17 protein-coding genes are annotated in these 24,359 nt (G+C 63.8%); 4 read left to right on the top strand and 13 right to left on the bottom strand.

The features are described 5' to 3' along the window. Positions 1 to 39: 39 nt before the first annotated feature. From DTA15_RS23560 to DTA15_RS23570, 3 genes are all read right to left on the bottom strand, one after another. Positions 40 to 1,185 (bottom strand): acyltransferase family protein, encoded by a 1,146-nt coding sequence (locus DTA15_RS23560; RefSeq protein WP_006490766.1) that lies wholly within the window; start codon positions 1,183 to 1,185, stop codon positions 40 to 42. 174 nt (positions 1,186 to 1,359) lie between these two features. Continuing rightward, positions 1,360 to 2,784 carry a DUF6418 domain-containing protein gene (locus tag DTA15_RS23565; RefSeq protein WP_012493288.1) on the bottom strand — a complete coding sequence of 475 codons (1,425 nt, stop codon included), beginning with the start codon at positions 2,782 to 2,784 and terminating at the stop codon, positions 1,360 to 1,362. A gap of 196 nt (positions 2,785 to 2,980) precedes the next feature. Further along, positions 2,981 to 5,296, bottom strand: a complete 2,316-nt coding sequence (locus DTA15_RS23570; RefSeq protein WP_012493287.1) for a GNVR domain-containing protein — start codon at positions 5,294 to 5,296, stop codon at positions 2,981 to 2,983. A 673-nt stretch (positions 5,297 to 5,969) separates the two neighbouring features. On the opposite strand from DTA15_RS23570, the gene DTA15_RS23575 reads away from it, so the two are divergent. Further along, on the top strand, positions 5,970 to 7,151 hold the full coding sequence (locus tag DTA15_RS23575) for a polysaccharide biosynthesis/export family protein (RefSeq protein ID WP_012493286.1): 1,182 nt from the start codon (positions 5,970 to 5,972) through the stop codon (positions 7,149 to 7,151). A gap of 240 nt (positions 7,152 to 7,391) precedes the next feature. Here the strand turns inward: DTA15_RS23575 and DTA15_RS23585 are convergent, their stop codons facing one another. The 3 genes from DTA15_RS23585 to DTA15_RS23600 form a co-directional block, all read right to left on the bottom strand. Next, the gene (locus tag DTA15_RS23585) at positions 7,392 to 8,144 is read right to left on the bottom strand and encodes a hypothetical protein (RefSeq protein WP_006490768.1); all 753 of its coding nucleotides are present in this window, start codon (positions 8,142 to 8,144) and stop codon (positions 7,392 to 7,394) included. A gap of 216 nt (positions 8,145 to 8,360) precedes the next feature. After that, positions 8,361 to 9,278, bottom strand: a complete 918-nt coding sequence (locus tag DTA15_RS23595; protein WP_006490752.1) for a hypothetical protein — start codon at positions 9,276 to 9,278, stop codon at positions 8,361 to 8,363. 75 nt (positions 9,279 to 9,353) lie between these two features. Then, positions 9,354 to 11,783, bottom strand: coding sequence for a right-handed parallel beta-helix repeat-containing protein (locus DTA15_RS23600; protein ID WP_006490754.1), 2,430 nt, complete (start codon positions 11,781 to 11,783; stop codon positions 9,354 to 9,356). Positions 11,784 to 12,364: 581 nt separating this feature from the next. Between DTA15_RS23600 and DTA15_RS23605 the strand changes: the two genes are divergently transcribed. Further along, positions 12,365 to 14,566, top strand: coding sequence for a glycoside hydrolase family 3 C-terminal domain-containing protein (locus tag DTA15_RS23605; protein WP_006492957.1), 2,202 nt, complete (start codon positions 12,365 to 12,367; stop codon positions 14,564 to 14,566). 82 nt (positions 14,567 to 14,648) lie between these two features. Here the strand turns inward: DTA15_RS23605 and DTA15_RS39170 are convergent, their stop codons facing one another. Both DTA15_RS39170 and DTA15_RS23610 read right to left on the bottom strand, forming a co-directional pair. Further along, complete coding sequence (locus DTA15_RS39170; protein ID WP_012493285.1) at positions 14,649 to 14,771, bottom strand: hypothetical protein; 123 nt, start codon at positions 14,769 to 14,771, stop codon at positions 14,649 to 14,651. After that, positions 14,771 to 15,349: a DUF4865 family protein gene (locus DTA15_RS23610; RefSeq protein WP_006490749.1), complete on the bottom strand. Its 579-nt coding sequence runs from the start codon at positions 15,347 to 15,349 to the stop codon at positions 14,771 to 14,773. The genes DTA15_RS39170 and DTA15_RS23610 overlap by 1 nt, the downstream gene beginning before the upstream one ends. A 130-nt stretch (positions 15,350 to 15,479) precedes the next feature. On the opposite strand from DTA15_RS23610, the gene DTA15_RS23615 reads away from it, so the two are divergent. Both DTA15_RS23615 and DTA15_RS23620 read left to right on the top strand, forming a co-directional pair. Continuing rightward, complete coding sequence (locus tag DTA15_RS23615) at positions 15,480 to 16,337, top strand: LysR family transcriptional regulator (protein WP_012493284.1); 858 nt, start codon at positions 15,480 to 15,482, stop codon at positions 16,335 to 16,337. Positions 16,338 to 16,540: 203 nt separating this feature from the next. Beyond that, complete coding sequence (locus DTA15_RS23620; protein WP_006490745.1) at positions 16,541 to 17,128, top strand: IMPACT family protein; 588 nt, start codon at positions 16,541 to 16,543, stop codon at positions 17,126 to 17,128. 308 nt (positions 17,129 to 17,436) lie between these two features. Here DTA15_RS23620 and ppk2 read toward each other — a convergent pair whose 3' ends face one another. From ppk2 to DTA15_RS23645, 5 genes are all read right to left on the bottom strand, one after another. Next, a complete protein-coding gene (gene ppk2, locus DTA15_RS23625) occupies positions 17,437 to 18,387 on the bottom strand; it encodes a polyphosphate kinase 2 (protein WP_006490762.1) in 951 nt (316 codons plus the stop codon). Positions 18,388 to 18,475: 88 nt separating this feature from the next. Beyond that, positions 18,476 to 19,870, bottom strand: coding sequence for an OmpW/AlkL family protein (locus DTA15_RS23630; protein WP_006492955.1), 1,395 nt, complete (start codon positions 19,868 to 19,870; stop codon positions 18,476 to 18,478). A 4-nt stretch (positions 19,871 to 19,874) separates the two neighbouring features. Beyond that, positions 19,875 to 21,170 carry a beta-barrel domain-containing protein gene (locus tag DTA15_RS23635; RefSeq protein ID WP_006481690.1) on the bottom strand — a complete coding sequence of 432 codons (1,296 nt, stop codon included), beginning with the start codon at positions 21,168 to 21,170 and terminating at the stop codon, positions 19,875 to 19,877. A gap of 12 nt (positions 21,171 to 21,182) precedes the next feature. Beyond that, positions 21,183 to 22,187, bottom strand: a complete 1,005-nt coding sequence (locus DTA15_RS23640; RefSeq protein ID WP_006481683.1) for a lysophospholipid acyltransferase family protein — start codon at positions 22,185 to 22,187, stop codon at positions 21,183 to 21,185. Beyond that, positions 22,184 to 24,304 carry a peptidase domain-containing ABC transporter gene (locus DTA15_RS23645; RefSeq protein WP_006481694.1) on the bottom strand — a complete coding sequence of 707 codons (2,121 nt, stop codon included), beginning with the start codon at positions 24,302 to 24,304 and terminating at the stop codon, positions 22,184 to 22,186. Before DTA15_RS23645 ends, DTA15_RS23640 begins: the two co-directional genes overlap by 4 nt. Between the last annotated feature and the right edge of the window lie 55 nt (positions 24,305 to 24,359).

Consider the following 24,359-nt stretch of genomic DNA (forward strand, 5'->3'; position numbering starts at 1 on the left):
CGGCCCTGGTGCCGCGGGCCGATCTGCGCCAATCAAGCGTCAGCCATCAGCCTCGCCGGAGGCAAACAGATTGCTTCTCCGGCGCGCGGTGAGCGTACGCGCAAACTGCACAAACGGTGCTTCGCACAACCGATAACCGGCCCAAGACAACGGAATCAAAGGCAGGATCGGTACGATCATGTAGAGACCGAGCGGCCAACCAGTAATGTGGAAACGCTGGCACAACCAGAACATTGCAAACAGCGGAAGGCTATGCAGCAAGTAGATCGAATAACTGATCTCGCCGAGCCATGAAAGCAGGCGAATGCGGAGCTTCAGAATCGTCGCCAATGCGGTGAACATCACGATGCCGATGAAGTAAGCGAGCGAAGTCGGAAAGTGCTCCATGTTGTGATGTCGCCAATCGCTGAGCGCCCCCATCAGCGCGACACTTGCCATCACCGCCGTCAGGCCGGCTGCCGCCGATCGGTAAGTGATCGCGATTCGGCCCGGAGCACCACGCCACGGCCATCCCGCGCGCAGCAATTTGAGAGGCGTGTCGTATGCCTGGCGAAAGCACGCGCCCCAAAACATGATGCCGAGATGATATGGCATGGTCTTGTATTCGCTGGGCATACCGGCCGGAGCGAGTTTCAATCCGACGATCATCACGAACAGCCCTGTCAATCCGATACTGACAACGCACAGACAGAACATCCGGTGAAGTACGCCGCTCCAGAACAGGACCAGACACAGCCCGTAAAAAACCAGTTCTGTCTCCAGCGTCCAACCATGCGGCAATATCAGGCTCTCTCCGAATGCGGCGGGCATCATGGTCACGTTCGCGACGATTCCATCGACATCCATCTTTTTATCGAACAGATACCAATGGACAAAATATCCCAAAGGCAGCGCCAACCAGTAAGCCGGGTATAGCCGGAAGAATCTTCGAACGAGAAACCGCTTCGTTCCCGCACCAACCTCCCCGTGCAGGCTGCTTGGAATCAGCATGCCGCTGATCGCGAAAAACACCACCACGCCAACACGCCCGAAGTTCATGGAGCGCTGCAGCGTATCGAGCATGTATTGCGAGCCCGCCAGCGGAGCGAATCGCTCGGCATAGTGCGTCCATATGACGAGTATCACCGCAACCGCGCGCATGGCATCGACATGATGAAATCGCTTCGAATCGTTCGAGTGGGACATGGCTGAAATAGTAAAAACCGGGGTGTCTCGTCACGACTTTCCGGCGCTGCGATCGAAGTCGAATCCATCGCCCCTACGTTCGCGACGCGACATCCACGCTCGACGCATCGACCGAAACGGTTCCGGTCGTCGACATCGCCCTCGTTTCGCGCGACGACCCAGGCGCATGCCGCCTCAGCTCGCGCCGGAATGCTTCCGGTCGATCACGTACCACCAGGCCAGCGCGGCCAACGCATAGAAAGCCGTGCGCGAACCGAACATCATCCAGTAATCGCCTTGCTGAACGGCAAAGGTCGCATACGAAAAGACCTTCGCCATCAGCCACAACATCACAACCCCGCCACGCATCGTGACCAGGATCTGCAACGCGGCCAGCGCGCCGTACACGACGCCGGTCATCGCGACGAAGGCCGCCCCCCCGGCATAACCAAACCAATACACCGGCACCGCCATGTTTCCCATCGTGAACGTGACGTCGTCGAAGATGTAGGCCTTGAGGAGCTGAGGCTCCATATACGAAACCATCAAGTCACGCAAACCACTCGGTTGGGAATCGTCGAAAAAGGTCGGCATCGTCCAGGAAGCGAGAGAGTTCACGAAACGCCAAAAAGCAGCCGCGCCACCCAGCGCCGGCGCCGCGAACATGCGCGCATCACCGTCCACCACGTACCACGGCTGCCCCTGCAGCAGAAAGCGCGACGAGATCACATCGGCCACTTCCAGCCCCTGCCCCCGGTAGGCGTAAATGATGGAAACGGTGCCGAGCAACAACGCCAGTCCCGCACCGATACCCAGATAACGCACGACCGGTTTGCCGTTCATCGCATGAATCGCGATGAACGGCGCCAGCGAGCACAGGCCGATATGCAGCACCGCCATGAACTGCTCCCCATGCAGCACGTTGAGCCCGAGATCGACCGCCATCGTGACGATCGCCAACCACCGGATGCGTTTATTGGAACTGGTGGCGATGGTGCCCAGCAAAAAACCCATGAAGGTCTGATTGTTCAGGAACAGATTGAACATCGCGCCGTTCGACGCGTCGTTGCGCAACGCATACCGGTTGATGCCGGTAAACAGCGAGAATCCCGACGTCAACCCCGCCAGCACACCGGTCACGATGATCGCGGCCGCAAGTGCGAATCCCATCGCCACACTGACAGGTTGCAATGCAATCCGTGCCCTGATCGACTTGTGCGACGGGCGCTCATCCAGGAACCGGTCGAATGCAACGAGCGCACAGACGACAAAAATCAGATAGAACGAAAGGAGTCGGCTGAAAGCGCCGGTCGCCTCACCCGAGATATCGGTTTCCCGCAGGTATCCACCGTCCTCCAGTCCCACGCCGGCAAGAAATGCGGTCAGCCCGATCGCGAGCACATAGAGCACCGTCACGGCAAACACCGGACGATACTTGACCAGGACGACGAGCCCCGATGTTGCCAACAACAACGTGCATGTGGCGCTCTCCGCTTTCATTCCGAGCGCCGGCATCATCGCGTTGATCACAAATGCAAGCGCGAGTAGCGTCGATATCGTCACCCCGGTTGCGGATATGGGGCCGGTGTCCGGTATCGCTCGCGTAGTCTTATCTATCATGCTGCAACCCGAAATTCGTTCCACCGGTGGCACCCCGGTCGAGCCTGCGCACGCGCCGGCCGCCGCATGATTGCGCCCTTGCGCGAACCTGCGCCGGTGCCCCAACGTGCATCGCGCTTGTGACGGGCGCGCTGAAACATCCCGCCATATCGCTTGTTTCCGTCATGAACCAGTGAATCGACTCGTGCAAGCGACATCAGGCAACATTTCTCAGCAGTCCCTTTCTTACCCGCTCCCATGCCCTGAACAGAAATGCATTGGGTACGACGTCGCCCGGCTCTATCCGCGACTTGACTGCTTTCGTATGTCGACGGACGTTCGCGTAATGGCTCCACTGCAACGGTGAAGGCTGAAAGCCGTTGAATACCAGCCCGTCTACCTTCACGCCGACCCGATTCAAATTCCGGATCGCATCCACCACGCCGGCGTAGCTGACCGAACCTTGTCGCGCCACCATCAACGTGACGTCCATGAGCCTCGACAACATCGCGACGTTCGCCGCCGGGCGCGCCGACGGCGCATCCACGACGACCACGTCGTATTCGCTTCGCCATGCGGTGATCAACGGCTCGAGCCGTTTCGTTTCGAACAGGTGTCGCCACGGCTCGGCACGTTTTCCGGCAGGCAGCACATCGAAATTTTCACGGATGTGGACGATCGCCTTCCCGAGTTCCAGCGAACCGGTCACGACATCCGACAATCCTTTCTGGTACTTCACCGCCACGTGTCGATCTCCGCCCGATTCGTCCGCATCGGTGCGCACAAGCAAGGTTTTGAGACCGCTTTCCGATAAGAGGTAGGCGAGATTGGCGGAGATCAGCGACCTGCCCTGCGCCGGCTCCGGCGACGTGATCAGAACGACCCTTGATTTCCCCTGCTCAGCACTCGGCCCGTAACGCAGCAACAGAGCCAGATTGTCCAGCGCTTCGGTCAGCGGCGTATCCGGATACTCCCTGGCAGCAATGAACGCTGCCCGGTCGTTCAGGTCGGCCTCGACCTGATGTGGCGAGACCGGGAGAATGCCCAGCACCGGGACGCCGGCCACTTGCTCCAATTGCTCCGGATTCCGGACGCGCTGGAAAAACAGCGCGCAGCCTTGTGCCGCAGCAACGCCCAATATCAATCCGATTGCCGCACCCAGCACGATGACGAGCAGGCGCTTCGGCTGAACCGGTTTGTCGCTGACATCGGCCTTGTCGATGACGGACGCATTGCCGACCGTGCCCGCCTTGGCAATTTGCAGCTGCTGCGCGTTGTTCATCAAGCCGATATAGAGCTGATTATTGACATCGACGTCGCGTGACAGACGCAAATAGGTCTGCTGCTGCGACGGCAAGCGCGCAACCCTGCTTTTCAATTCCGCCGACTGTTGATCGAGCGTCTTCAGCTTGCTGGCTACCGCGGTGAGCTGAGGCTGTCCGGCGACATACTTCGACGCCAGATCCTGAAACTCGAGCTTGGCCTCGAGCCGTGACTTTTCGACCAAGGCCAACTGGTCGATAAGCAGTTGCACATCACCTTGCGCATCGATCGACCCCTGCGCATTGCGAAACTCGTTCAACGCATGTTCAGCCTGCTCCAGTCGCTTCTTCACCAGCGGCAATTGCGTGTCGAGAAACGTCAGACTGTGTTCGGCGTCCTCCGAGCGTCGCTTCGCCTTGGCATCCAGATAGGCGGCGGCAATGGCGTTGAGCAGCCGCGCGGCAAACACCGGGTCGGGGTCTTCGAAACTCAGTTGCATGATGCCCGACTGGCGTTTCGTTTCCGCGCCGTTCAGTTTTTTCAGGACCGCCTCGAGTCGCACCGGCGTGGCGACACGGCGCACGCGGAATTCCGTACCGACGCGTGCCACGATGCGCGATATCTCTACCCGATATCCGTTGGCTTCGCTCGGTTGGCCGACTTTCCCGGTCAACACCTCTTGATCATTGCTGTCCTTCAACAGGAAGCGATTGCCGTCGAGATAGTCGAGCTCCAGTTTCTTGCCGAGCTGCGCATCCGGAACGTCGAATTTGGTGAACTCGATCCTCTCGCCGCCCCACGCCCAGAACGGCGTATTGAACCACGGCTCGACGAGGCCATTGCGATCCTTCGGCAATATCGAACCGAGTAAACCGCCAACGAGCGGAATCGTATTCCGGACCGACACATCCACCTGCGCGACGGTAGCGTCAATGGCCTGGGTGACGACCGCGCGCGAGCGCGCGATATCGATCTCGCCGACTACGGCGGAGTTCTCGATATCCAGCGCGTTCGAAATTTCGGACAGCGAACCGAGCGCACTGTGCTTGTTTTCCTGGACCTGGATCAACGTATCCACGGAGTACACCGGTGTTGCCGCAATGGCATACACGAGCGCCAGCAGCAAACATCCCAGGAAAACGGCCAGGAAAACACGCCCGTGATCGAACACGTTTTCCAGCAACTGGACCAGCGTGAAGTCAACCCCGTTGCGAGAAACACTTCCCGGCCGGTCTCGGGATTGCTTCGATGAAGGCCTATCCAATGTCATGCATACGCTCCCAAATTGCCATTCTGACGGGCATCCTGTCACCGTGCGTGCTATTGATCACGCATGTCGCGCCAGTCGATCCGGGTCATTCTCTCGGCACATCATGCGAGGCACTTGTCTGCGTCCGACCGCCTGCATGCACGACCGCACCGCCGAGTCCCGAACAGAAACAAATGCCCTTGCCTGTTCAGGTCACTATGCGATAAATGCGTGGTTTTCTGAGTGCGATTCCTTACATTAAGAAGCTCCGGGTAAGCGAACCTCCGGGTTGCCACCCCGTCTCGTACGACGTCGAGGAGCGGTTCGATACAACGTGCCCGGCCTCCCTGAACTCACTCGCTCGACAAGGTTTGGCCCTGTTTTTGGCCCACGTCAGCGACGCATCTCGAGCGGCCAATCCGGCCTGCCATCCACGGCTTGGTGAACTAACGCACATCCTTTTTTCCGTAGTTCATCCAACATGATCCATGCGGGAATCAATCTCGGGTCGGCCGGTTCACCCGACAGCATGCGATGACGTCGAGGCGTCCGACAGTCGGTTGATCGGGACGGCCAGCATATGGGCAGGGGGATGAACGCCCGCCATGTCTGTCGCCGGCGGCCCGGAAAACGGCGAGTATCCACGCATGTGCGTCGCATCAATGTTTCTCGTTTAACCATGCTGAATGACGACATGAGCAACCACCAACGATTCGACACGTCAGTGCCGGACCAGAACAACCCGACAGGACGCCGAATGCGCGCTGCCCTTTACCTGGCGATTTCCGCCCTGCTTTCCGCCTGTGCCTTTGCGCCGGGCCAGCACATGGCATCCTCGCCTGCATTGCCGGTCACGACTGACGAGAACGGTGACGTGACCAGCGACATGAAGGTTCCGGTCAAGCAGATCGACCTGACGCTGATCGGGCTGATTCGTGCGCAGCAGAAGAGCCACTCCGCGTTGCCCGTTCCGGACAATCTGCTCGGCAAGCCGAGCAGCTACAAGCTCGGTCCTGGCGACGTATTGCAGATCACCGTGTGGGATCACCCGGAATTCGCTACCGCCGCCGGCCAGCCGACGCCAAACACCAAGTCCTCCGACGCCGCGCCTGGTTTCGTGATCGATGGCGACGGTAACGTGCAGTTTCCATACATGACGCGACCGATCCACGTGGCAGGAAAAACTGCGGCGCAGGTTCAGCGGGAAGTCAGTGCCGAGCTCAGGAAGGTATTCGTGAAGCCGCAGGTGACCGTTCGCGTGGCGTCGTTCCGCGCGGAGCAGGTGTATGTGGATGGTGAAGTGCGCGCACCCGGTTCGCAGGCGATCAACGACATTCCGATGACCCTCGTCGAAGCGGTCAATCGTGCCGGCGGCTTTGCACCGACCGCGGATCAAAGTCGTGTAACGATTACGCGCAATGGAACGACGTATCCGGTGAATGTCGCGCGGATGATGCAAACGGGCAAAAACCCCGCCGCCATCATGCTGCAGCCAGGCGACCTGCTCCACGTGAGTGCACGCGAAGACAATCCGGTCTACGTGATGGGTGAGGTGAACAAACCGCTGGCCGTGCCGCCGCAACGTGACGGTTCGCTCACGCTGAACGAAGCACTCGCACAGGCAGGCCAACTGAACCAGCAGACGTCGAATGCCAAACAGGTCTTCGTACTGCGCAAGGCAGACGACAGCGATCCCGTGGTCTATCGACTCGACATGAAGTCGCCGGTTTCGATGCTGCTCGCGAACCAGTTCCCGCTCGCGTCGAAGGACATCGTCTATGTCGACAATACCGGGCTCGTCCGGGCCAGCCGCGTGTTGAATCTGCTGCTGCCGGCGATCAGCGCGGGTTTGACGGGCGCGCTGATCACCAAGTGAGTCCGCGTGTCGGCCTCGGGCAAGCCAGCGTGCGAGCCGGACCTACGCCACCCGGTGATGCACGCCGCTTCATTCATCCGGGCGGGAATACGCCGCGATCTCGCGTGAGCGACACGATGCGTGTCGCCATACGATGCACGATCAACGAGACGACTCCCCCTCCGGACTTTCAGCGCCCGAACGGCGTGACGTAAGCGGGAGGCCGCTACGTTGTCAATAGGCCGTCACGCCCTCGGATTGCTAACCACCACACCACTTGTTCAGCGTCGCGTCGAACGTAAAGGTCAGGACCTGCCCGCTCGCCATGACGACGTTTCCCCCCGTCGTCGTCTGGATGTTCGCGTTGTTCGCGATCGTGCAGTTGCCGTTGGTCGCGATGATCCTGACCGACTGGCCGTCGATCCCGCCGACCAGGTTGGTCAGCATCGTCGGCGACGCATAGTTCGCCGTCAGTTTGCTGATGCCGGTCACGCCGGGCGTCGAACTGGTGCCGACGAAGCCGTTGGACCAAACCGCCAGCGCATTGCCCGCGCTGTCGGCCGTCGGCACCCCGTAGCTGTAACGGACCAGCCCGGTCGCATTTTCGACGTGGAATTGCCACGGCCACATCTGCAGCAGGCGCCCGCTGGCCCACGCGCTGTTGACGGCGCGTCCGTAGCGGTCCTCGGGAATATATTTGTAGCGCCCGGAAACCCCGTTGCCTTGAGACGCATCGACACATATCTTCGAAAAGTATTCGCCGGCAGGAATGTACGCCGTACTGGATGAAGACGGCGTAAACGTATAGGTATCGGTTCCGGCCGTGACGCTTCCGGAACGCGCGATCGTGCCCGTGATGCCGAAAATGGTCGCCAGCGTCGTGTCGCCGGTCCCGTTGACTGCGTTGACCGGCATGAAGATCGACAGGTTCGGCGTCGTACCGAACGACCAGCCCGGAATCGCGACGGCGCCCGTCCCCGTCAACACCAGCGGCGAGGTGACCTGCTGAAACACGCTGTCGGTCTCGCAATCGATTCTCAGGTTGTACGGACTCTCGGTGGAAATGAATACCGCCTCGGCGCATCCGAAATATTCCTGAACCTGATCGTGTTGTAGCCGATGTTCCCGATCGTCACCCCCTTCACCGTCTTCGGAAATGCGAAGGTAAATTCATTGTCCGTGGGATAGACATTGAAATTCGGGTTCGGCAGAATCTCCGCCGCGTAGTCGTTACGTGCGCTCAACGGGAAGTTGATGTCGAACAGGCAGTTGGTGACTTGCCCGATGACGCTGAACATCCGCCCGCCGCTCAGCCCCATCGTGGTCATCCGGTCGTGCAGCACGATGTTTCTCGCTTGGATTCCGTACAGCGAAACACCGGAACTGGATGATCGAGGTGCGCGCCGAATGCCCGAACACGGCGATCGGCTTCGTGATCGGGGGAAGCGCGAGGCTGGAATAGTAGACCCCGGCAGGCAGGTCGCCTTTGACCGGCCAGATGGTCATCAGGTAGTTCAACCAGGCCGTCAGGGCCGGGCCGTCGTCATTGCCATAGACCACATTCGCCCCTGTCGCCGACGCATTGGCCGCTTTCGCGAGCGTGACCTGCGTTGCGCTGACGAACGCCGCGATCGTGGTGGAAACGACCAGCGTTGCAACGCCGCTGGCGTTCGTCGTCGCAATGTCGATACGCTTGCCGACGTCCGCCGCGGTGAACGCCGCCGAGGCCGACGAAAACGCGGTGGACCCCGATGTCGTGACGCCATCGTTGACGATCCTGGTGTTCCCCTTCGCACCAAAATATTTGGCGCTGACCGGCAGATTGGCCGGAAGCGCTGCCGGTAAATCCATCCATACCTGGGTGGTACCTGCGGCAAGATTGACGACCGCACCGCCATTGCTCGACGCCAGCACGGTGGTGCGCGACAGCGTGTTCGCGCTGGCGTTGTATGTGCCGATGCCGATCTCCCAGTTTCCGCTCGGGACACCGGTACCCGTTACGGCTTGCAGCCCGTAATAGAACGTATCGGCGTTGGCGCACACGGACGAAAATGTGCGGAATCCCGTCATTGCACCGGCAAGGGACAACGCCCCCGTGCCGGTGGACGTGGTCGTTTCCTGAACGCGATCCTTGAGCTGGAATGCCATATCGATCCTGAGAGTATGGTTGACAGACTCGTTTGATACCTGCTGGTGGCCTGAATGCCGGAACGGCGCCGTGCGTTACTGCCCCAGCCGCGGAATCATCGTGATAGCGGGCGCAACGCTATAGGTGACCGTCATCGCGTCGCCGGGCTTGAGATCGATCATCCCGTTCGTCAGTCCGCACGCATAGGCAGCCTGCCCGTTTCGGGACACGCCGATCGACGACACGGTGCCTCCGGCGACCGACAGGCTGACCGCGCTCGGGTAGGTGTTCGCGAACGTCCATGGCGAAGCCCCCACCGCCTGCACAACCGGCGTCAGTTGCACACCGAAGCCGACGAAACCGTTTTGCGCGATGTTGTCTTCGCTCCACGACGTGTAGGCCCATGAGCTCGACGAGATCAGCGCATCGATCGCGCGTGGATAGTTGACCGGCTGGGCCATGTAGTTTCCGCGCAACTTGAGCGATGCGCCGGCCGCGAGCGCGCCGACCGTGACGAGGCGGGCGAAGCCGTTGCAGCAGCCGATGTTTTCACCGGTATTGCCGCTGACTTCGGTGAACGACGTACAGGATCCGTCCACGTAGATTGCGTCCTTTGCGATGCCGGAGAATTGATTCTTCGAGACGATGCACCCTCGCGTGTTGTACAGCGCGATGCCGGAAACGGCGCTCAGTCCGCCAGTGCCGGTGAACGTGATCGATGTGCCGCTGGCGATTCCGCTGCCCGTGACATTGTTCGACAGCGTCACGGTCGGACCATTTCCGTTACCGGAAACCGACGTCACGTACGTGCCGACCGGGATATTCGTTGCGGTGACACCTTGTCCCACCGCGCAGCCGCGTGCCGACGGATACGGCGTGAACGTCAGCGTGTTGGTTCCCGCCGCGGCAGCAGCCGATGTCGTGATCGTTTGGGACGTCATGCAAACCATCGGGGTAAAGACGATCGAAGCACCGCTCGCCACGGTGCCGGTCGTCGCCTTGCTCAGCGTGACCACACTCCCCGTCACGCCGGTCACGAAGGTGCCGGCCGCGATGTTGGTCCCGCTGACGCCCTGTCCGATCGACACGCCTGTCGTTTCGTCTCCGGGCGCGCCGAAACCGTAGTTGTCGTTGTAGGGCACCCCCGTCGTCGTGGCAAACGTCAACGATGTCGCGCCGCTCGCGGCCGACGCGGTAGTCTTGATCGTCGCGCCGAACAACCCGACCCCGGCGAAGATCACGGTTCCGCCGCTCGGCACTGTCGCATTCTGCTCGAGCGTGACCGTCGACGCGCCCGCCGCCATGACGGTACCGATCGGCACGCTGGTCGACCCGTTGAAATACCAGGCCGCCATGCCGACCGCGACGCCCGGGGTATTGGCAAAGTTCAGCGTCGCGGCGCCCGACGTCGCGGCGATCGTCGTCAACGGGAATCCGTTCTTGTTGTTCGGATCCCATGCATTGGTGATCGTGTTCTGCGAGATGTTGACGTGGATGTTGCTTCCGCTCGGCTGCCACAGCCCGATCGGCGCCCCCGCGGCATTCTTGATCGTGTTGTTGACGATCGTGATGTTCGAATTGTTGAAGCCTGCCGTCGCGGTCACGACCAATGCGCCATAGCCGAGCGGTCCATTGGGCGCATTGACTATCGCGCCGATGTTGGATTGAACGCCGCACGTATCCAGGAGGTTGTTCGCGACCGTCACATTGTCGTTGCCGTACGACTGATACACGCTCGTCAGTTCCGACGCGACATAAATACCGGCCGCCATCGGGTTGTAGATCTGGTTGTCGGCCACGGTGATGTCCTGAGCCCCGACGATCGCGATGCCGCGTGCGTATTTGGTGCCTACCACCCGGTTATTGGCGATCGTGATCCGGCGAGGCCGGACGCCCTCATTGAAGTAACCGACCACCGCGAATGCGTCGTCGCCGCCGTTGATCACTTCATTGTTCGTAATCGTGATATCCGCGCTGGCCTTGGTTACATGAATGCCGTCATGCCAGATGTCGAGCAGCGTATTGCCGAACACCTTGCCGTTGACGCAACTGCGCATCAGCGCGCCGCCACCGGCCGCATTGTTGAACTTGCACCCCGAGATTTCGAACTGGCTGCAGTCCCGCAAGTTGATCGAGCCGGCGTTCTCGTCCGGGTAATACGCGGTCGCATTCGCTGAAAAGAATTGCAGATTGCGGATGTTGAAATGACTGGCGCCGCTCCAGTAAATCGCCGAATTCTGGCCTTGCGATGTCGTGCATTGCAGAATCGAGTCCCACCCTGCGCCGACGATCGACGCCGTTGCCTTCAGCGTATTGCTGTACAGGTAAGTCCCCGGCGGGAAATACAGCGGAATCCCCGCGTTGAGCGCCACCTGAAGCGCCACCGTGTCGTCGGTCACGCCGTCACCCTTGACGCCGAACCGCCTCACGCTCATCGGAAGATCGACCAGTTCCTGCAGAAGCGGGCGGGCCGTGAGGCCGGCCGAGGTACCCACAACGTATGTAGCCGGAAATTCTGCTGTCATTCAAACGCTCCATATCGTCGCAATTCAATCGCGATCCGAACAAGTCGGCAATCAACGGGAATGAGCGCGCACGGTCGTTCATACACGCCCGCGCCAGAATAAAAGCGGCGAATTCGACGCACAGTGCGTGAAATGACCCAAGTCTCCGTTCGATGCGCATGCAACGAATCGATCTGCGCCCCGCCGACTTACCCGCAAAACCGCTTTCCGCCCAGTACTTCTTACCCGATCACACACCCTCGATCGGGAACGATGACCGCCTCCCCACGCCACCTCGCGTGACTACGAAATAAAGATCGCACGTATCGGTAGAAACACCGATGCTGTAGTCAAACTACATTCATACCATTAGTCGCAGCAGAGAATCGCTACATCCGATTCGACAATGCCGGGCGGCCTGCGCGTCGCCGCCCGCATTGACCGGTCGAGCCCAACCGGCCGTAACGATTCCCCGCCTGGCCTGGCATGCCGACGCGCAACCACCCTGCATCGCCAGCCGAATGCGTCCGGTGCGAATCCACCGGACGTGCGCAGCTCCAGACATCATCCGAACAACCGGCAATACGATCATGGAGAGCAACATGCGGGACACCCTCTGGCCGGCCGTCGTGCTGGCAGCGACCCTCTGCACCACCGCCTACGCCGGCGACGCCGATTTCAATGCGCAGGGCGACGCCACCGACGCGTTCGCATCGGTGGCCGCGCAACGGCGCGCCGATCTGCTCGTGCGCAAGATGACGCTCGACGAGAAACTCCAGTTCATTCATTCGCAATACGAAATGTCTAAGGTGCCGGGCGGCGGCGCCGGGTACATCCAGGGCGTGCCGCGCCTCGGCATTCCCGATCTGAACATGGTCGATTCGGCCACCGGCTCCGGCAGCACGTCGCAGGCCAGCACGACGTTCCCCGCGACGATCGCGGTTGCCGCCAGCTGGGATCGGCGACTGTCGTACGACTTCGGCAAGCAGGTCGCGATCCAGTTGCGCGCGCAAGGATTCGGCATGGGGCTCGGCGGCGGCACCAATCTCGCGCGCGAGCCGCGCGGCGGCCGCCTGTTCGAGTATCTCGGCGAGGATCCGTTGCTCGCCGGCGATCTGCTCGCCGAACGCACGCTCGCCACGCAGCGGCAGAAAGTCATTGCGACGATCAAGCACTACGCGGGCAACGAGCAGGAGCACGGCCGGATGGGCGGCAATACGCAGATCGACGAACGCACGCTGCGCGAGCTGTACCTGCTGCCGTTCGAGATCGCCGCGAAGCGCGGCCGGCCCGGCAGCGTGATGTGCAGCTACAACCGCCTGAACGGCGCCTATGCGTGCGAGAACCCTCACCTGCTGAACGACGTGCTGAAGAACGAATGGGGCTTCCAGGGCCAGGTACAGTCCGACTGGGGCGCCACGCACAGCACCGCCGCCGCGATCAACGCCGGGCTCGACGAGGAAGAAGACGTCGGGCCGAGCGTGTACCTGACGCCGGCAGCCGTCAAGCAGGCGATCGCGAACGGCTCGGTGTCGACCGCGCGCCTCGACGACATGGTGCGCCGCAAGCTCGCGGTGATGATCCGCGTCGGCGTGATGGACGATCCGGCCAAAGGCGGCGGCACGATCGATTTCGCGGCCGGCAACCGGTTCGCGCAGGCGGCTTCCGAGCAGTCGATCGTGCTGCTGAAGAACGACGGCAACCAGTTGCCGCTCGTCGCGTCGGCGCTGTCGCGTATCGCCGTGATCGGCGGCCATGCGGATGCGGCCGTGCTGTCCGGCGGCGGCTCGGGCAACACGCGCGATCCCGTAACGGGTTCGTTCGCAGGCTGCGGCGGCCTGACGTTCGGGTCGTCGACCGGGTGCAGCTGGTGGCGCAATCCGTGGCTCAAGGTCGACGTGCCGATCGTCGCGGCGATCCGCGCGCTGGCGCCGGCCGCGCAGGTCACGTATGCGGGCAACAGCGACCAGCAGTCGCCGTTCCGCGCGTACACGCAGCAGGAGATCGACCAGGCCGCGGCGCTCGCCGGCCGCTCGGACGTCGCGATCGTCGTGGTCGCGCAGCCGGCTGGCGAGGATTTCGGCGACCTGCAAAGCCTGAGCCTCGCGAACCCGTCGAACCAGGATGCGCTCGTCGAAGCCGTCGCGCGTGCGAATCCGCATACGATCGTCGTCGTCCAGAGCGGCAATCCGGTACTGATGCCGTGGAAGGACAACGTGTCGGCCATCGTCGAGGCATGGTATCCGGGCGAAGCCGGCGGCAAGGCGATCGCGAACGTGCTGTTCGGCGCGGTCAACCCGTCCGGCAAGCTGCCCGTGACCTTCCCGGCGCGCGATCAGGATTCGCCGACGTGGGGGCAAAACGGCGCGTTCGAGACCGACCCGGTGTACGCGGAAAAGCTGAACATGGGCTACCGCTGGTATGACGCGCGCAACATCAAGCCGATGTTCGAGTTCGGCTACGGCCTGTCGTATACGCACTTCGCGTATTCGGGACTGTCGGTGTCGAAGCAATGGGATGGCTCGCTGAGCGTCGCGTTTACCGTGCGCAACGACGGGCGCGTGGCCGGCGCGGAAATACCGCAGGTCTATCTCGGCGTGCCGTACAAGGACGAGCCGCCCAAGCGGCTGGTCGGCTGGGAGAAGATCCGGCTGAATCCGGGCGAGGCACGGCGTGTGCACATAACCGTGTCGCCGCGGATGCAAAGCGTCTGGGATACGTCGCGCAACGGCTGGCGGGTCGTGTCGGGCGGAACCGTGTATGTCGGCGCGTCGTCGCGCGATATCCGCTTGCAAAGCCACTGAGCGAGCGACGAAGAAGCGGCCGGGGGCGCCGTGCATCGCATGCGCGGCGCCCCCGCATCAACCGTCTCTGCACTGCAACGCGTTACCTGAACAGCAGCGCCAGCACCGTCGCGAGCGCCGCGATCGCGACGATGCCCGCCACCACGCCCGCCAGATGCGCGGCAATCACCACCCCTGCCGGCAGTCGCGACGCGATGCCGGCCATCACGCGCCGCCCGCTTCCAGCGTGTCGAGCAACGGTCTCGCCAGATGCAGGACCTGGTACATCGTGCCCGCGCCGCCGTCGTCCGGTTCATGTTCGGTCACGAGCGCACGCGTCAGCCGCCAGCGCAGCGGATCGAGACTGACGGCCGCCGCGACCACGCCCGGCCGTGCCGCCGCTTCGCGATTGCGTGCGATCTCTCGCGCCAGGACCGCATCGAGATCGGCGTCCGCCGGAATCTCGATCGTCTCCAGACGCGCGAAACGTCCCGTCGACGCACTGCCCTTGCGCGCGTCGAGCGCAATCTGCGTGTCGATCGGCGCGCGGCCGAAGCTGTCCGTGACGACCCGATAGCGGCCGTCCGTCACGAACCGCGCGAACGCCTGCTCGTTGCGCCACAGGTAAAACGACGCGTAGCCGTTTTCCGTCGCGCCATGGCGGCCGGCCTCACGCAGCAGGAAGCCCTTGAACAGCAGGTCGGGCGTGTCGTCCCATAGCCGGCCGCGCTCGCGCACGCGATCGCGGATGATGTCGAGATCGTAGTCCGCCGGCAGGCGGTGCACGTAGTACGCGGTCAACATGATCGACTCCTGGCGAAAGAAACGGACGGCATTCCGGACGGCATGAACGCAGCGTAGAAGACCTTGAATCATTTGAAAAGGAGATGGCAGAATATTTCAATGATTCGATTCTGAAATGGACGAGGGTGTGATGAAAACGCTCGACATCGAAGCCGTGCAGGCATTCGTGCTGACCGCCGACCTCAAGAGCTTCACGCGGGCCGCGGAAGTGCTGGACACGACGCAGTCCGCGGTGAGCCTGAAGATCAAGCGGCTGGAAGACGGGCTCGGCCGCCGCCTGCTGGAACGCACGCCGCGGCAGGTTCGCCTGTCGGCCGACGGCACCGCGTTCCTGGAGCCGGCGCGCGAACTGGTGGCCGCTCACCACGGAGCAATCAGCGCGTTCGGCACGAGCCAGCGGCGGCTGGTGATCGGTGTCAGCCACCATGTCGTCGGCGCCGACCTGCCGATGCTGCTGCGGCGGATGAGCGAAGCGGAGCCGGCGCTCGTGCTGGAGATTCGCGTCGCCGCATCGCGCGACGTGCTCGACGCGTTCGACCGCGGCCAGCTCGACGCGGCCGTCGCGCTGCAACACGACAGCCGGCGGCTCGACGGCGAAACCATCCTGTCGGAGTCGTTCGGCTGGATGGCGGCGGCCGATTTCGAGTACCGTCCGCCGCAACCGCTGCGGCTCGCGACGCAGGCCGAACCGTGCAGCGTGCGCCGCATGGCGGTCGACGCGCTGGATCAGGCCGGGGTCGCGTGGACGGAGGTCTTTGTCGGCGGCGGCGTGGCGACGATCGGCGCGGCGGTGTCCGCGGGGCTGGCCGTCGCGGCGCTCGGGCATCGCGTGGCGCCCGCCGGCACCGTGGACGTGGGGATGCGTTACGGGCTGCCGCCGTTGCCGACGCGCGACGTGGTGCTCTACTCGAGCCTGACCGATGCGCGCGCCCGGCAGGCGCTACGCACGCTGGGCGCGGCGCTCCGGTCGTCGGTCGGCGTGCGCTGATGCGATGCCTGCCCTGCATGGTCTTCGGTGACGAATCCCGTACCGGCCAACGCGTCCATCGACGCCGCGTATGCCTGGCACGGTAAAATCGTGCCTTCGCCCTCCGTTCATGCAGACGATATCCATCCGTCCGCGGGCCAACGCCAAAAGCATCGACACATCATCATCGCCTTGATTTCCCACCATTTTCCGCGTCGCGACGCATGAGTTACTCGCTCGCCACCACCTACATCCGCGAACTCGAAATCCGCAAGAGCCGTTTCATCGCGTACGCGGTTCCCGTCGAGGATCGCGATGCCGCGATGCAGGTACTGCAACGCCTGCGCGACGAACATCCGGCGGCCACCCACGTGTGCTGGGCGCTGCTGGCGGGCGGCCAGTCGGGTATGTCGGACGACGGCGAGCCGTCGGGCACGGCGGGCCGGCCGATCCTCGAAGTGCTGCGCCATCACGACCTCGACGGCGTGCTCGGCGCGGTCGTGCGTTACTACGGCGGCGTGAAACTCGGCGCGGGCGGGCTGGTGCGTGCGTACACGGATGCGATCGCGTCGGCGCTGCTCGATGCCGAGCGCGTCGAGCGCATTCGGTACACGCGGCTCGCGATCGAGATCGGCTACCCGGAAGAGGCGCGCGTGCGCCGCTGGATCGAACAGGCGGGCTACGCGCTGGTGGACAGCGCGTACGGAATGACGGTGAAGCTCGTGATCAAGCTGCCCGAAACCGCCGAAGCCGCGGCAAGAGTCGAACTGTTCGACCTGACGCAGGGGCGCTCGGGCTTTCCGGAGATGTGAGCCGCTGCGGCGACAAGCCCGCGCGGCGCACGCTCCACTTTTTACAAGGTCTCTCAGGTTCCGGCTACCGCTTGGGACCCTCGGCGCGACTGGTTTTTCCTCAGTGCGCCGGAATCGCACCGTTTCAACGGTGTCGACGCATATCGACGCGAACATGACGGTACGCCTTCGCGACCGTCAATCCGACATCTTGAAAGACTGTCAAACCTGTCGCACCGCATCGCCCGCCATCGACCGGAACGCCTCAAAAAAACGCGCCGCATCATGCGGCGCGCTTCGTCACATCGCGTGTAGACCGGCTAGAACGGTCAATAAACGTCCGGCACGATCATGTTGTCCGGCACCGGCCGGCGAATGTAATCCTCGTGATGTTCGCGCTGCGGCAGATCGATCGTCGGACGCGGCACCTCGTGATACGGCACCTGGCCGAGCAGATGGTGAATGCAGTTCAGCCGCGCGCGCTTCTTGTCGACCGCCTGCACGACCCACCACGGCGCCTCGGGAATATGCGTGCGCTGCAGCATCTCTTCCTTCGCGGCCGTATAAGCCTCCCAGCGGCGGCGGCTTTCGAGATCCATCGGGCTCAGCTTCCACTGCTTCAGCGGATCCTCGATGCGGCTCTGGAAGCGCAGCTCCTGCTCGTGATCGGTGATCGAGAACCAGTACTTGACGATCTGGATCCCGCTGCGCACCAGCATCTTCTCGAACTCGGGCACCGACCGGAAAAATTCCTCGTACTCGTCGTCGGTGCAGAAATTCATCACGCGCTCGACGCCCGCGCGGTTGTACCAGCTGCGGTCGAACAGCACGATCTCGCCGCCGGCCGGCAGATGCGCGACATAGCGCTGGAAGTACCACTGCGTACGCTCGCGGTTGTTCGGCGCGGGCAGCGCGGCGACCCGGCACACGCGCGGGTTCAGGCGCTGCGTGATGCGCTTGATCGCACCGCCCTTGCCGGCCGCGTCGCGCCCTTCGAAAATGACGACGAGCCGATGCCCGGTGTGCACGACCCAGTCCTGCAGCTTCACGAGCTCGCCCTGCAAGCGGAACAGCTCGCGGAAATATTCCTTGCGCGCTTCGCGGCGCTCGGGCGAGAACAGCAGGTCCTCACCGTCGTCGAAGCGGCGGTCGTCGAGCTCCATCTCGAGCTCTTCATCGTAGGCGTCGACGAGATCCTCCTCGAAACGGCGCTGGCGCGCTTCCATCGAGCTCGTATCGGTGCGGTTGTCGGTCTCGGTGCGGGTATCGTTGTCGCCCATGGGGCCTCCTTCCATCATTGACGCAGCCAAACCCCACCATTATCCCAGCGTCGCGCGTCAAATTCATGAAAATGGGCGGCCATGCCCGTCAGAAGCGGAAGTTCAGCAGCACGGTGGCCAGCACCGGATTCGCCGAAATATCGAACGTATTCGACGCAAGCGTGCGATTCGGCTGGCTGATGTCGAGCGTGATCCTGGTGCGCAGCGGGATGTAGGTCACCATCCCGGTGATCCAGAACCGGCGCGTGATCTGGTAGCTGGCGCCGACGGTGAACACCGGCTCCCACACGCTCTTCACCTTCGCCGATACGTTGGTCCGCCCCGACAGCAGCAGGTCGCCGCCGGCATCCCAGATCCGCTGGAACAACGCCGGATCGAGCAGCAGCGACTGCAGGCTGCCGATGTCCGCGCCCGCCGCGAGCAGGCCGCCGAGCGACGCCAGCTTGCGCTGGAACACCGGGTTCAGGTTGGTGTTCGTGAAGCGCGTGTAGCTGATGCCGAGGCCCGCGAACGGGCGGAACCGATCGTCGCGCTCGCCGAGGTAGTACTTGAACACGACCGAGCCGAGCCAGGCCCGCGTGGTCGCGAGCGGGTTGCTTTGCGTGTTCGCGAGATCGATCAGCGGAAAGCGGCCGTGCACGCCGGCAAAGATGCGGTCGAGCGGCAGCGCGATGCTGCCGTGCCCGCGCAGCGTCAGCACCGGCGGAATGCCGGCGCCGAGTTCGGCCGCCCAGTGCTCGGAGACGAAATGCGTGAACGTGAACGCCAGCGTGTTCGTATTGCTGAGCGACAGGCTCGAACCCGCGTTCTGGAAACTGTTCAGCCCGAGCGCGTCGGTGTGCGTCGTCACGGGCGTCGAGCGGCCGGTCGTCCCGACGAAATGCCAGCCGAGACCGACCATGTTGCGGTCGTCGCCCATCAGTTGCTCGAGCAAGGGCGGCGCCTGCGCGGCCGGCAGATCGGGCAGCCGCGATGGATCGACCGGATGCAGTTCGTACGGCATCCGGTCGGCATGGACGACGCCGCGCGCCGCTGCATCGTCGGCCGGCGCATCGTGCGTGGCGGCCGGATCGCAGCCGCCGCCGGCACCGGTGTCGTCGAAACCGATGCCGTCCGCGCCGTCGTCGCCCGCGGCCGCGCAGGCGCGCGCGGCTGCGCCGGTTCGCTGCCCGAGCGTGATCTTGCGGGCGGTCAGCGGGACGGTATCGGGTTGCCGTCCGTCGCTCGACGATGGGTTGCGTGCGCCGCGCGCCGGCTCCGCATCGGTCGTCCATGCGTGCGCATCGAAGCCGTCCGCATCGCCGCCCGGCCAGAAGCCGATCCCGTCGGCGCCGGCCTGCCAGCGCGATGCAGTGTCGCCGTCGGGCTGCGGTGCGGCGTGCGCGGCGGTCGCGCACGCGACCAGCGTCGCACCGAGCCAGCGCGACAGCGGACGCACGGTGCCCGGCCGCGCGCGGCGGCGGCGTGTGTCGCGATTCCCCATCGGCTCAGGCCGGCACGCCGAACAGGCGCTGGCGAATCCGGTACAGCGGCTCGAACAGCCATTCGAGCAGGCTGCGCCGCTCCAGCACGATGTCCGCCTTCAGCATCATCCCGGCCCGCAACGACAGCGGCCGCCCGTCGAACGACGGCGTGCGCTCGGCGAGTTCGACCCAGGTCTTGAAGTAGGTCTGCGGCGCGGCCGCATCGCCCGGCAGGTTCAGCTCCTTCGCCGAGAACGCGACGGGCGAGATCGACAGCACCTTGCCGCGATACGTACCGAACTTCTCGACCGGATAGCTTGCGTACGCAACCTTCACCGCCTGCCCCTTCTTCACGAAGCCGGCCTTCGACGACGGAATGTAGACCTCGGCGATCAGCCCGTCGGCCTTTGCCGGCAGGATCTCGACGACGCGCGTGCCGGGCGGGTCGATCACGCCGCCCTGCACGACGTCGAGCCGCACGATCTGCCCGTCGGCCGGCGCGTACAGCACCTGGTTCACGTTCTCGTCGATGTTGTATTCCTTCGCGTTCAGCTCCTCCTGCTTGATCTTCAGCTCCGCGTTCGCGCCGTCGTACTTGCTCTGCATCGTGTCGAGGTCGCCGCGCAGCTTCATCGCGTTCTTCGCGAGTTCGGCGCGGCGCAGCAGCAGGTCCTGGTACGCCTGCCCGGCCTGCAGGTATTGCGTGTTGACCTGGTTGTACTGTTCGAGCGTCACCACCTGTTCGTCGAGCAGCTGCTTCACGCGTGCGCGCCGTTCGCCGTATTCGTCGACGATGCGCTTCTGGTCCTGGATCTGCCGGTCGACCAGCCCGCGGCTCTCGCCCTGCGCGGCGATCTGCTGGTTGATCTGCTGCACCGACGACCGGTATTCGAGCCGCGCCGCGTCGATCTGCTGCGTCACCTCGATGCGCTGCCGGTCGAGCGCCGCGCGCATCCCCTGCACGTTGTTCGCCTGGCTGACGAAGCTCGTGTCGCGCGTCACCGCGAGCAGCCGCTGGCCGGCCTTCACGTGCTGATCCTTGCCGACGTAGACCTCGCGTACCGCCCAGCCCGGCGGCGCACCGACGCCGATCAGCCCGGAGCGCGGCGTCAGCATCCCCGACACGCTCTCGGTGTTCGCGTAGCTCAACTCGACCAGCGCGGTCACGAACATCGCGAACATCGCCAGCGACAGGTAGCAGAAGAACCGCATCGACACCGGCACGTCGACGACGCCGTGAATCACGGTGCCGAAGGTCGTGCCGCGCGCGAGCTTGCGCGACGGCTTCTGTTCTCGGAGGGCGGAATTCCAGGTCGGCATGGGGCGGGCTCGTCAGGAGCGACGCCGCGCGGCCGCATCGAGTAGCGGCGCCGGCATCAGGTAAGGCGTGAAGTGTTCCCAGAAATGCCATTGCTCGGGCTGGCGCACGAGCGCCTGCTCGAGACGGTCGACGATGCGCTGGTGCGTCGCGCGCACCGGTGACGCGTCGTCGTCGGTGCCGAGCATCGGCGCGAGCGGGCTGGCCGCGAGCGCGGTGAAATGCACCGCGCAGCGATCGCGGAACGGCACGCCGGTCGCATACGCGACCAGCAGCGGAATGCCCTGCTCGACCGCGAGCTTCACGCCGCCGCCGGCCATCCGCACCCAACGCCCGCCGAGCCGGCAGCGATTGGTCTTGCCGAATTTGCCGTGCAGGTCGGAGAACAGCAGGAACACCGGCGCCTCGCGTCGCAGGCTCGTGATCAGCCGCCGCAGGTGTACGCGCTCCTCGATGTCGATGAATTCGACTTCGCCGGCGCCGTACTCGGCGACGAGCCGCAGCGCATCGTCGAAGAACGCGCCCGGCGCATCGCGGTGCAGGATCACCATCAGCTTGCGATCGTCGGGAATCATGAAGCGCAGCTTCGTGACGAACAGCATCAGGTTGCCGAAGTGCAGCCCCGCGAGCATCAGCGGGCCGCCGCGTGCGAGTGCGGCGCGCAACTGGTCGTCGCCCTCGCACGCCATGCCGTCGATCATCGTCTTCATCGATGCGAGGCTGTGCGTGCGCAGCTTGAGCCCCGCGAACTCGGCCTCGAACAGCTCGCGCACGATCGCGGCCGACACTTCCCGCACGCGCCGCGGATCGTCGTTCAGGTGCGCGCCCAGCATGTAAGCGACCGCGCGCTCGATCGACTCGCGAATGCACGGAAAGCAGCGCAGGCACGCGCCCGAGCACCAGCGCATCAGCCGCAGCCCGCGCGCGGGCGACGTGCGCAGCGCGACCGCGCGCACCGCGCGGCGCACCAGGAACGCATAGGAGAACGGATTGAGCAGGAACAGTCTCCCGAGCATCACCGCGCCTCCTCGTTCGCACGCCACGCGTCGGTCGCGTCGGTCAGCACGCCGTCGTGCATCCGGTAGATCCGGTCGACCATCGACAGGATCGACGCATCGTGCGTGACGAGCACGATCGTGCACGGCAGCGTCAGCACGTTGCGGCAGATTTCGTGCGTGGTCGTCTGGTCGAGATTCGACGAAAACTCGTCGAGGATCAGCAGGCGCGGCTCGCAATACAGCGCCCGCGCGATCAGCAGCCGCTGCATCTGGCCGGCCGACAGGAATTTCTGCGTATCGCCGAGCGGCGTGTCGTAGCGGTGGTCGAGCCGCTCGATCTCGTCGTGGATGCATGCGAGCTTCGCCGCGTCGAACATCGCGCCGATTCGCGGCGCGGGCGCGAAATTCGTGATGTTGTCGCGGATCGTCCCGCGAAACAGCTGGTCGGACTGCGTGACGGCCGCGAGATGCTTGCGGTATTGCCGCAGGTTCACTTCCGCGAGATCGACGCCGCCGATGAACAGCGTACCGGGCGCGGGCCGCACGAGCCCGCAGATCAGGTTCAGCAGCGTCGTCTTGCCGCTGCCGGTGCGCCCGACGATCGCGATCTTGCTGCCGGCCGGCACGTCGAGCGTCACGTCGCTCAGGATCGGCCGCTGGCCGCCCTTCGGCGTGTACGACAGCGCGCGGATCGACAGCGCGCCGTCGAACCCGTCGACCGGCCGCACGACCGCGTCCGGCGCCGGCTCCTCGGTCTCGGTCTGCAGCACGTCCGCGACGCGATCCATGTGCACCTGCAGCACCTTGCGCCGCACGTAGAGCTGGATCGAATCGATGAACTTGTCCGCGAACAGGTTCTTGTACTGGATGAACGCGTAGATCACGCCGATCGTGCTCTGGCCGTGCATCACGAGCCACGCGCCGTATGTGACGATCACCAGTTGCTCGACGTGCACGATCCCCTTCGAGATCGCATCGAACAGCAATTGCAACCGCTCCTGCTGGCGCATCGCCTGCAGCTTCTGCGTGAACGCATTGACCCACAGGCTGCTGCGCGCGGTTTCGGCCGACAGCAGCTTGATCGAATGCGCGGACCGGATGTTCTCGATCAGCAGCGCGTCGGCCTCGGCGCCGCGGGTGAGGATCTGCGACATCGCGTCCTGCAGCTGCGGCTGGATCGCGAGCCGGCTCAATGCGAACAGCACCATCCCGGCGAGGCTGATGCCGGCCAGCACGGGGCTGTAGTACAGCATCAGCACGAGCGTCAGCGTGCAGGTGACGATGTTCAGCAGCCCGCCGACCAGCCCGTCGACGAGAAACCGCCCGACCTCCGACACCGACGACACGCGCGAGATCGAATCGCCGGTGTTGTGAAACAGGAAATAGCCGATCGGCAGCCGCGCGAGATGGCCGACCAGGTTCGCCGACAATTGCTGCGACACGATGTTGCGCAGATAGCTCTTGATGTTGCCGACCAGGTTCGCGTAGAGCGTGTCGAACAGGAACACGATCGCGAACAGGATCGTCAGCAGGTACAGGATGTCGACGTCGGTCTTCTTCAGCGCCTCGTCGATCGTCAGTTGCACGTACGACGGGCCGAGCAGCAGCAGGAGCTGCGCGGCGACGCCGCCCGCGATGCCGATCGCGAGGCTCTTGCGGATGCCGGTCAGCCCTTCGAGGTAGTCGCGCAGCCGGATCCGGTCGGCCTGCCCGGCCCGCGTGAACCCGATGTCCGGATTCAGTTCGAGCGCATAGCCGGTGATGTGCGTGAGCGCCTGCGCGAGCGGCAGCTTCGTCTCGCCGAGCGCGGGGTCGACGATATGCACGCTGCCGTAGCCGACCTTCGTCAGCACGACATAGTGGTTCATCCCCCAGTGCAGGATGCACGGCGTCTTCAGCGCGTCGAGCTCGCCCGCGTCGAACTGCAGCCCGCGGGCGCGCAGGCCGAGATCGTTGGCGATCTCCATCAGGTCGAAGAACGACAGGCCGGAGTCGATCCGCACCGGATAGCGGTTGCGCAGCGTGCGCAACGTCGTTTCGCGCCCGTGCCACGACGCGATCATCGCGAGGCAGGCCAGGCCGCACTCCGTCACTTCGTCCTGCAGGACCGGACGGACTTTACGCGTATTGAAGAGCATGGTCGGGCACCCGGGGCGCGACGACGCGCCGCCCGGGCCAGCCAGTGCGGGCCCG

This window comes from Burkholderia cenocepacia (assembly GCF_900446215.1).
In the GTDB taxonomy this organism is placed as follows: Bacteria; Pseudomonadota; Gammaproteobacteria; order Burkholderiales; family Burkholderiaceae; genus Burkholderia; species Burkholderia cenocepacia.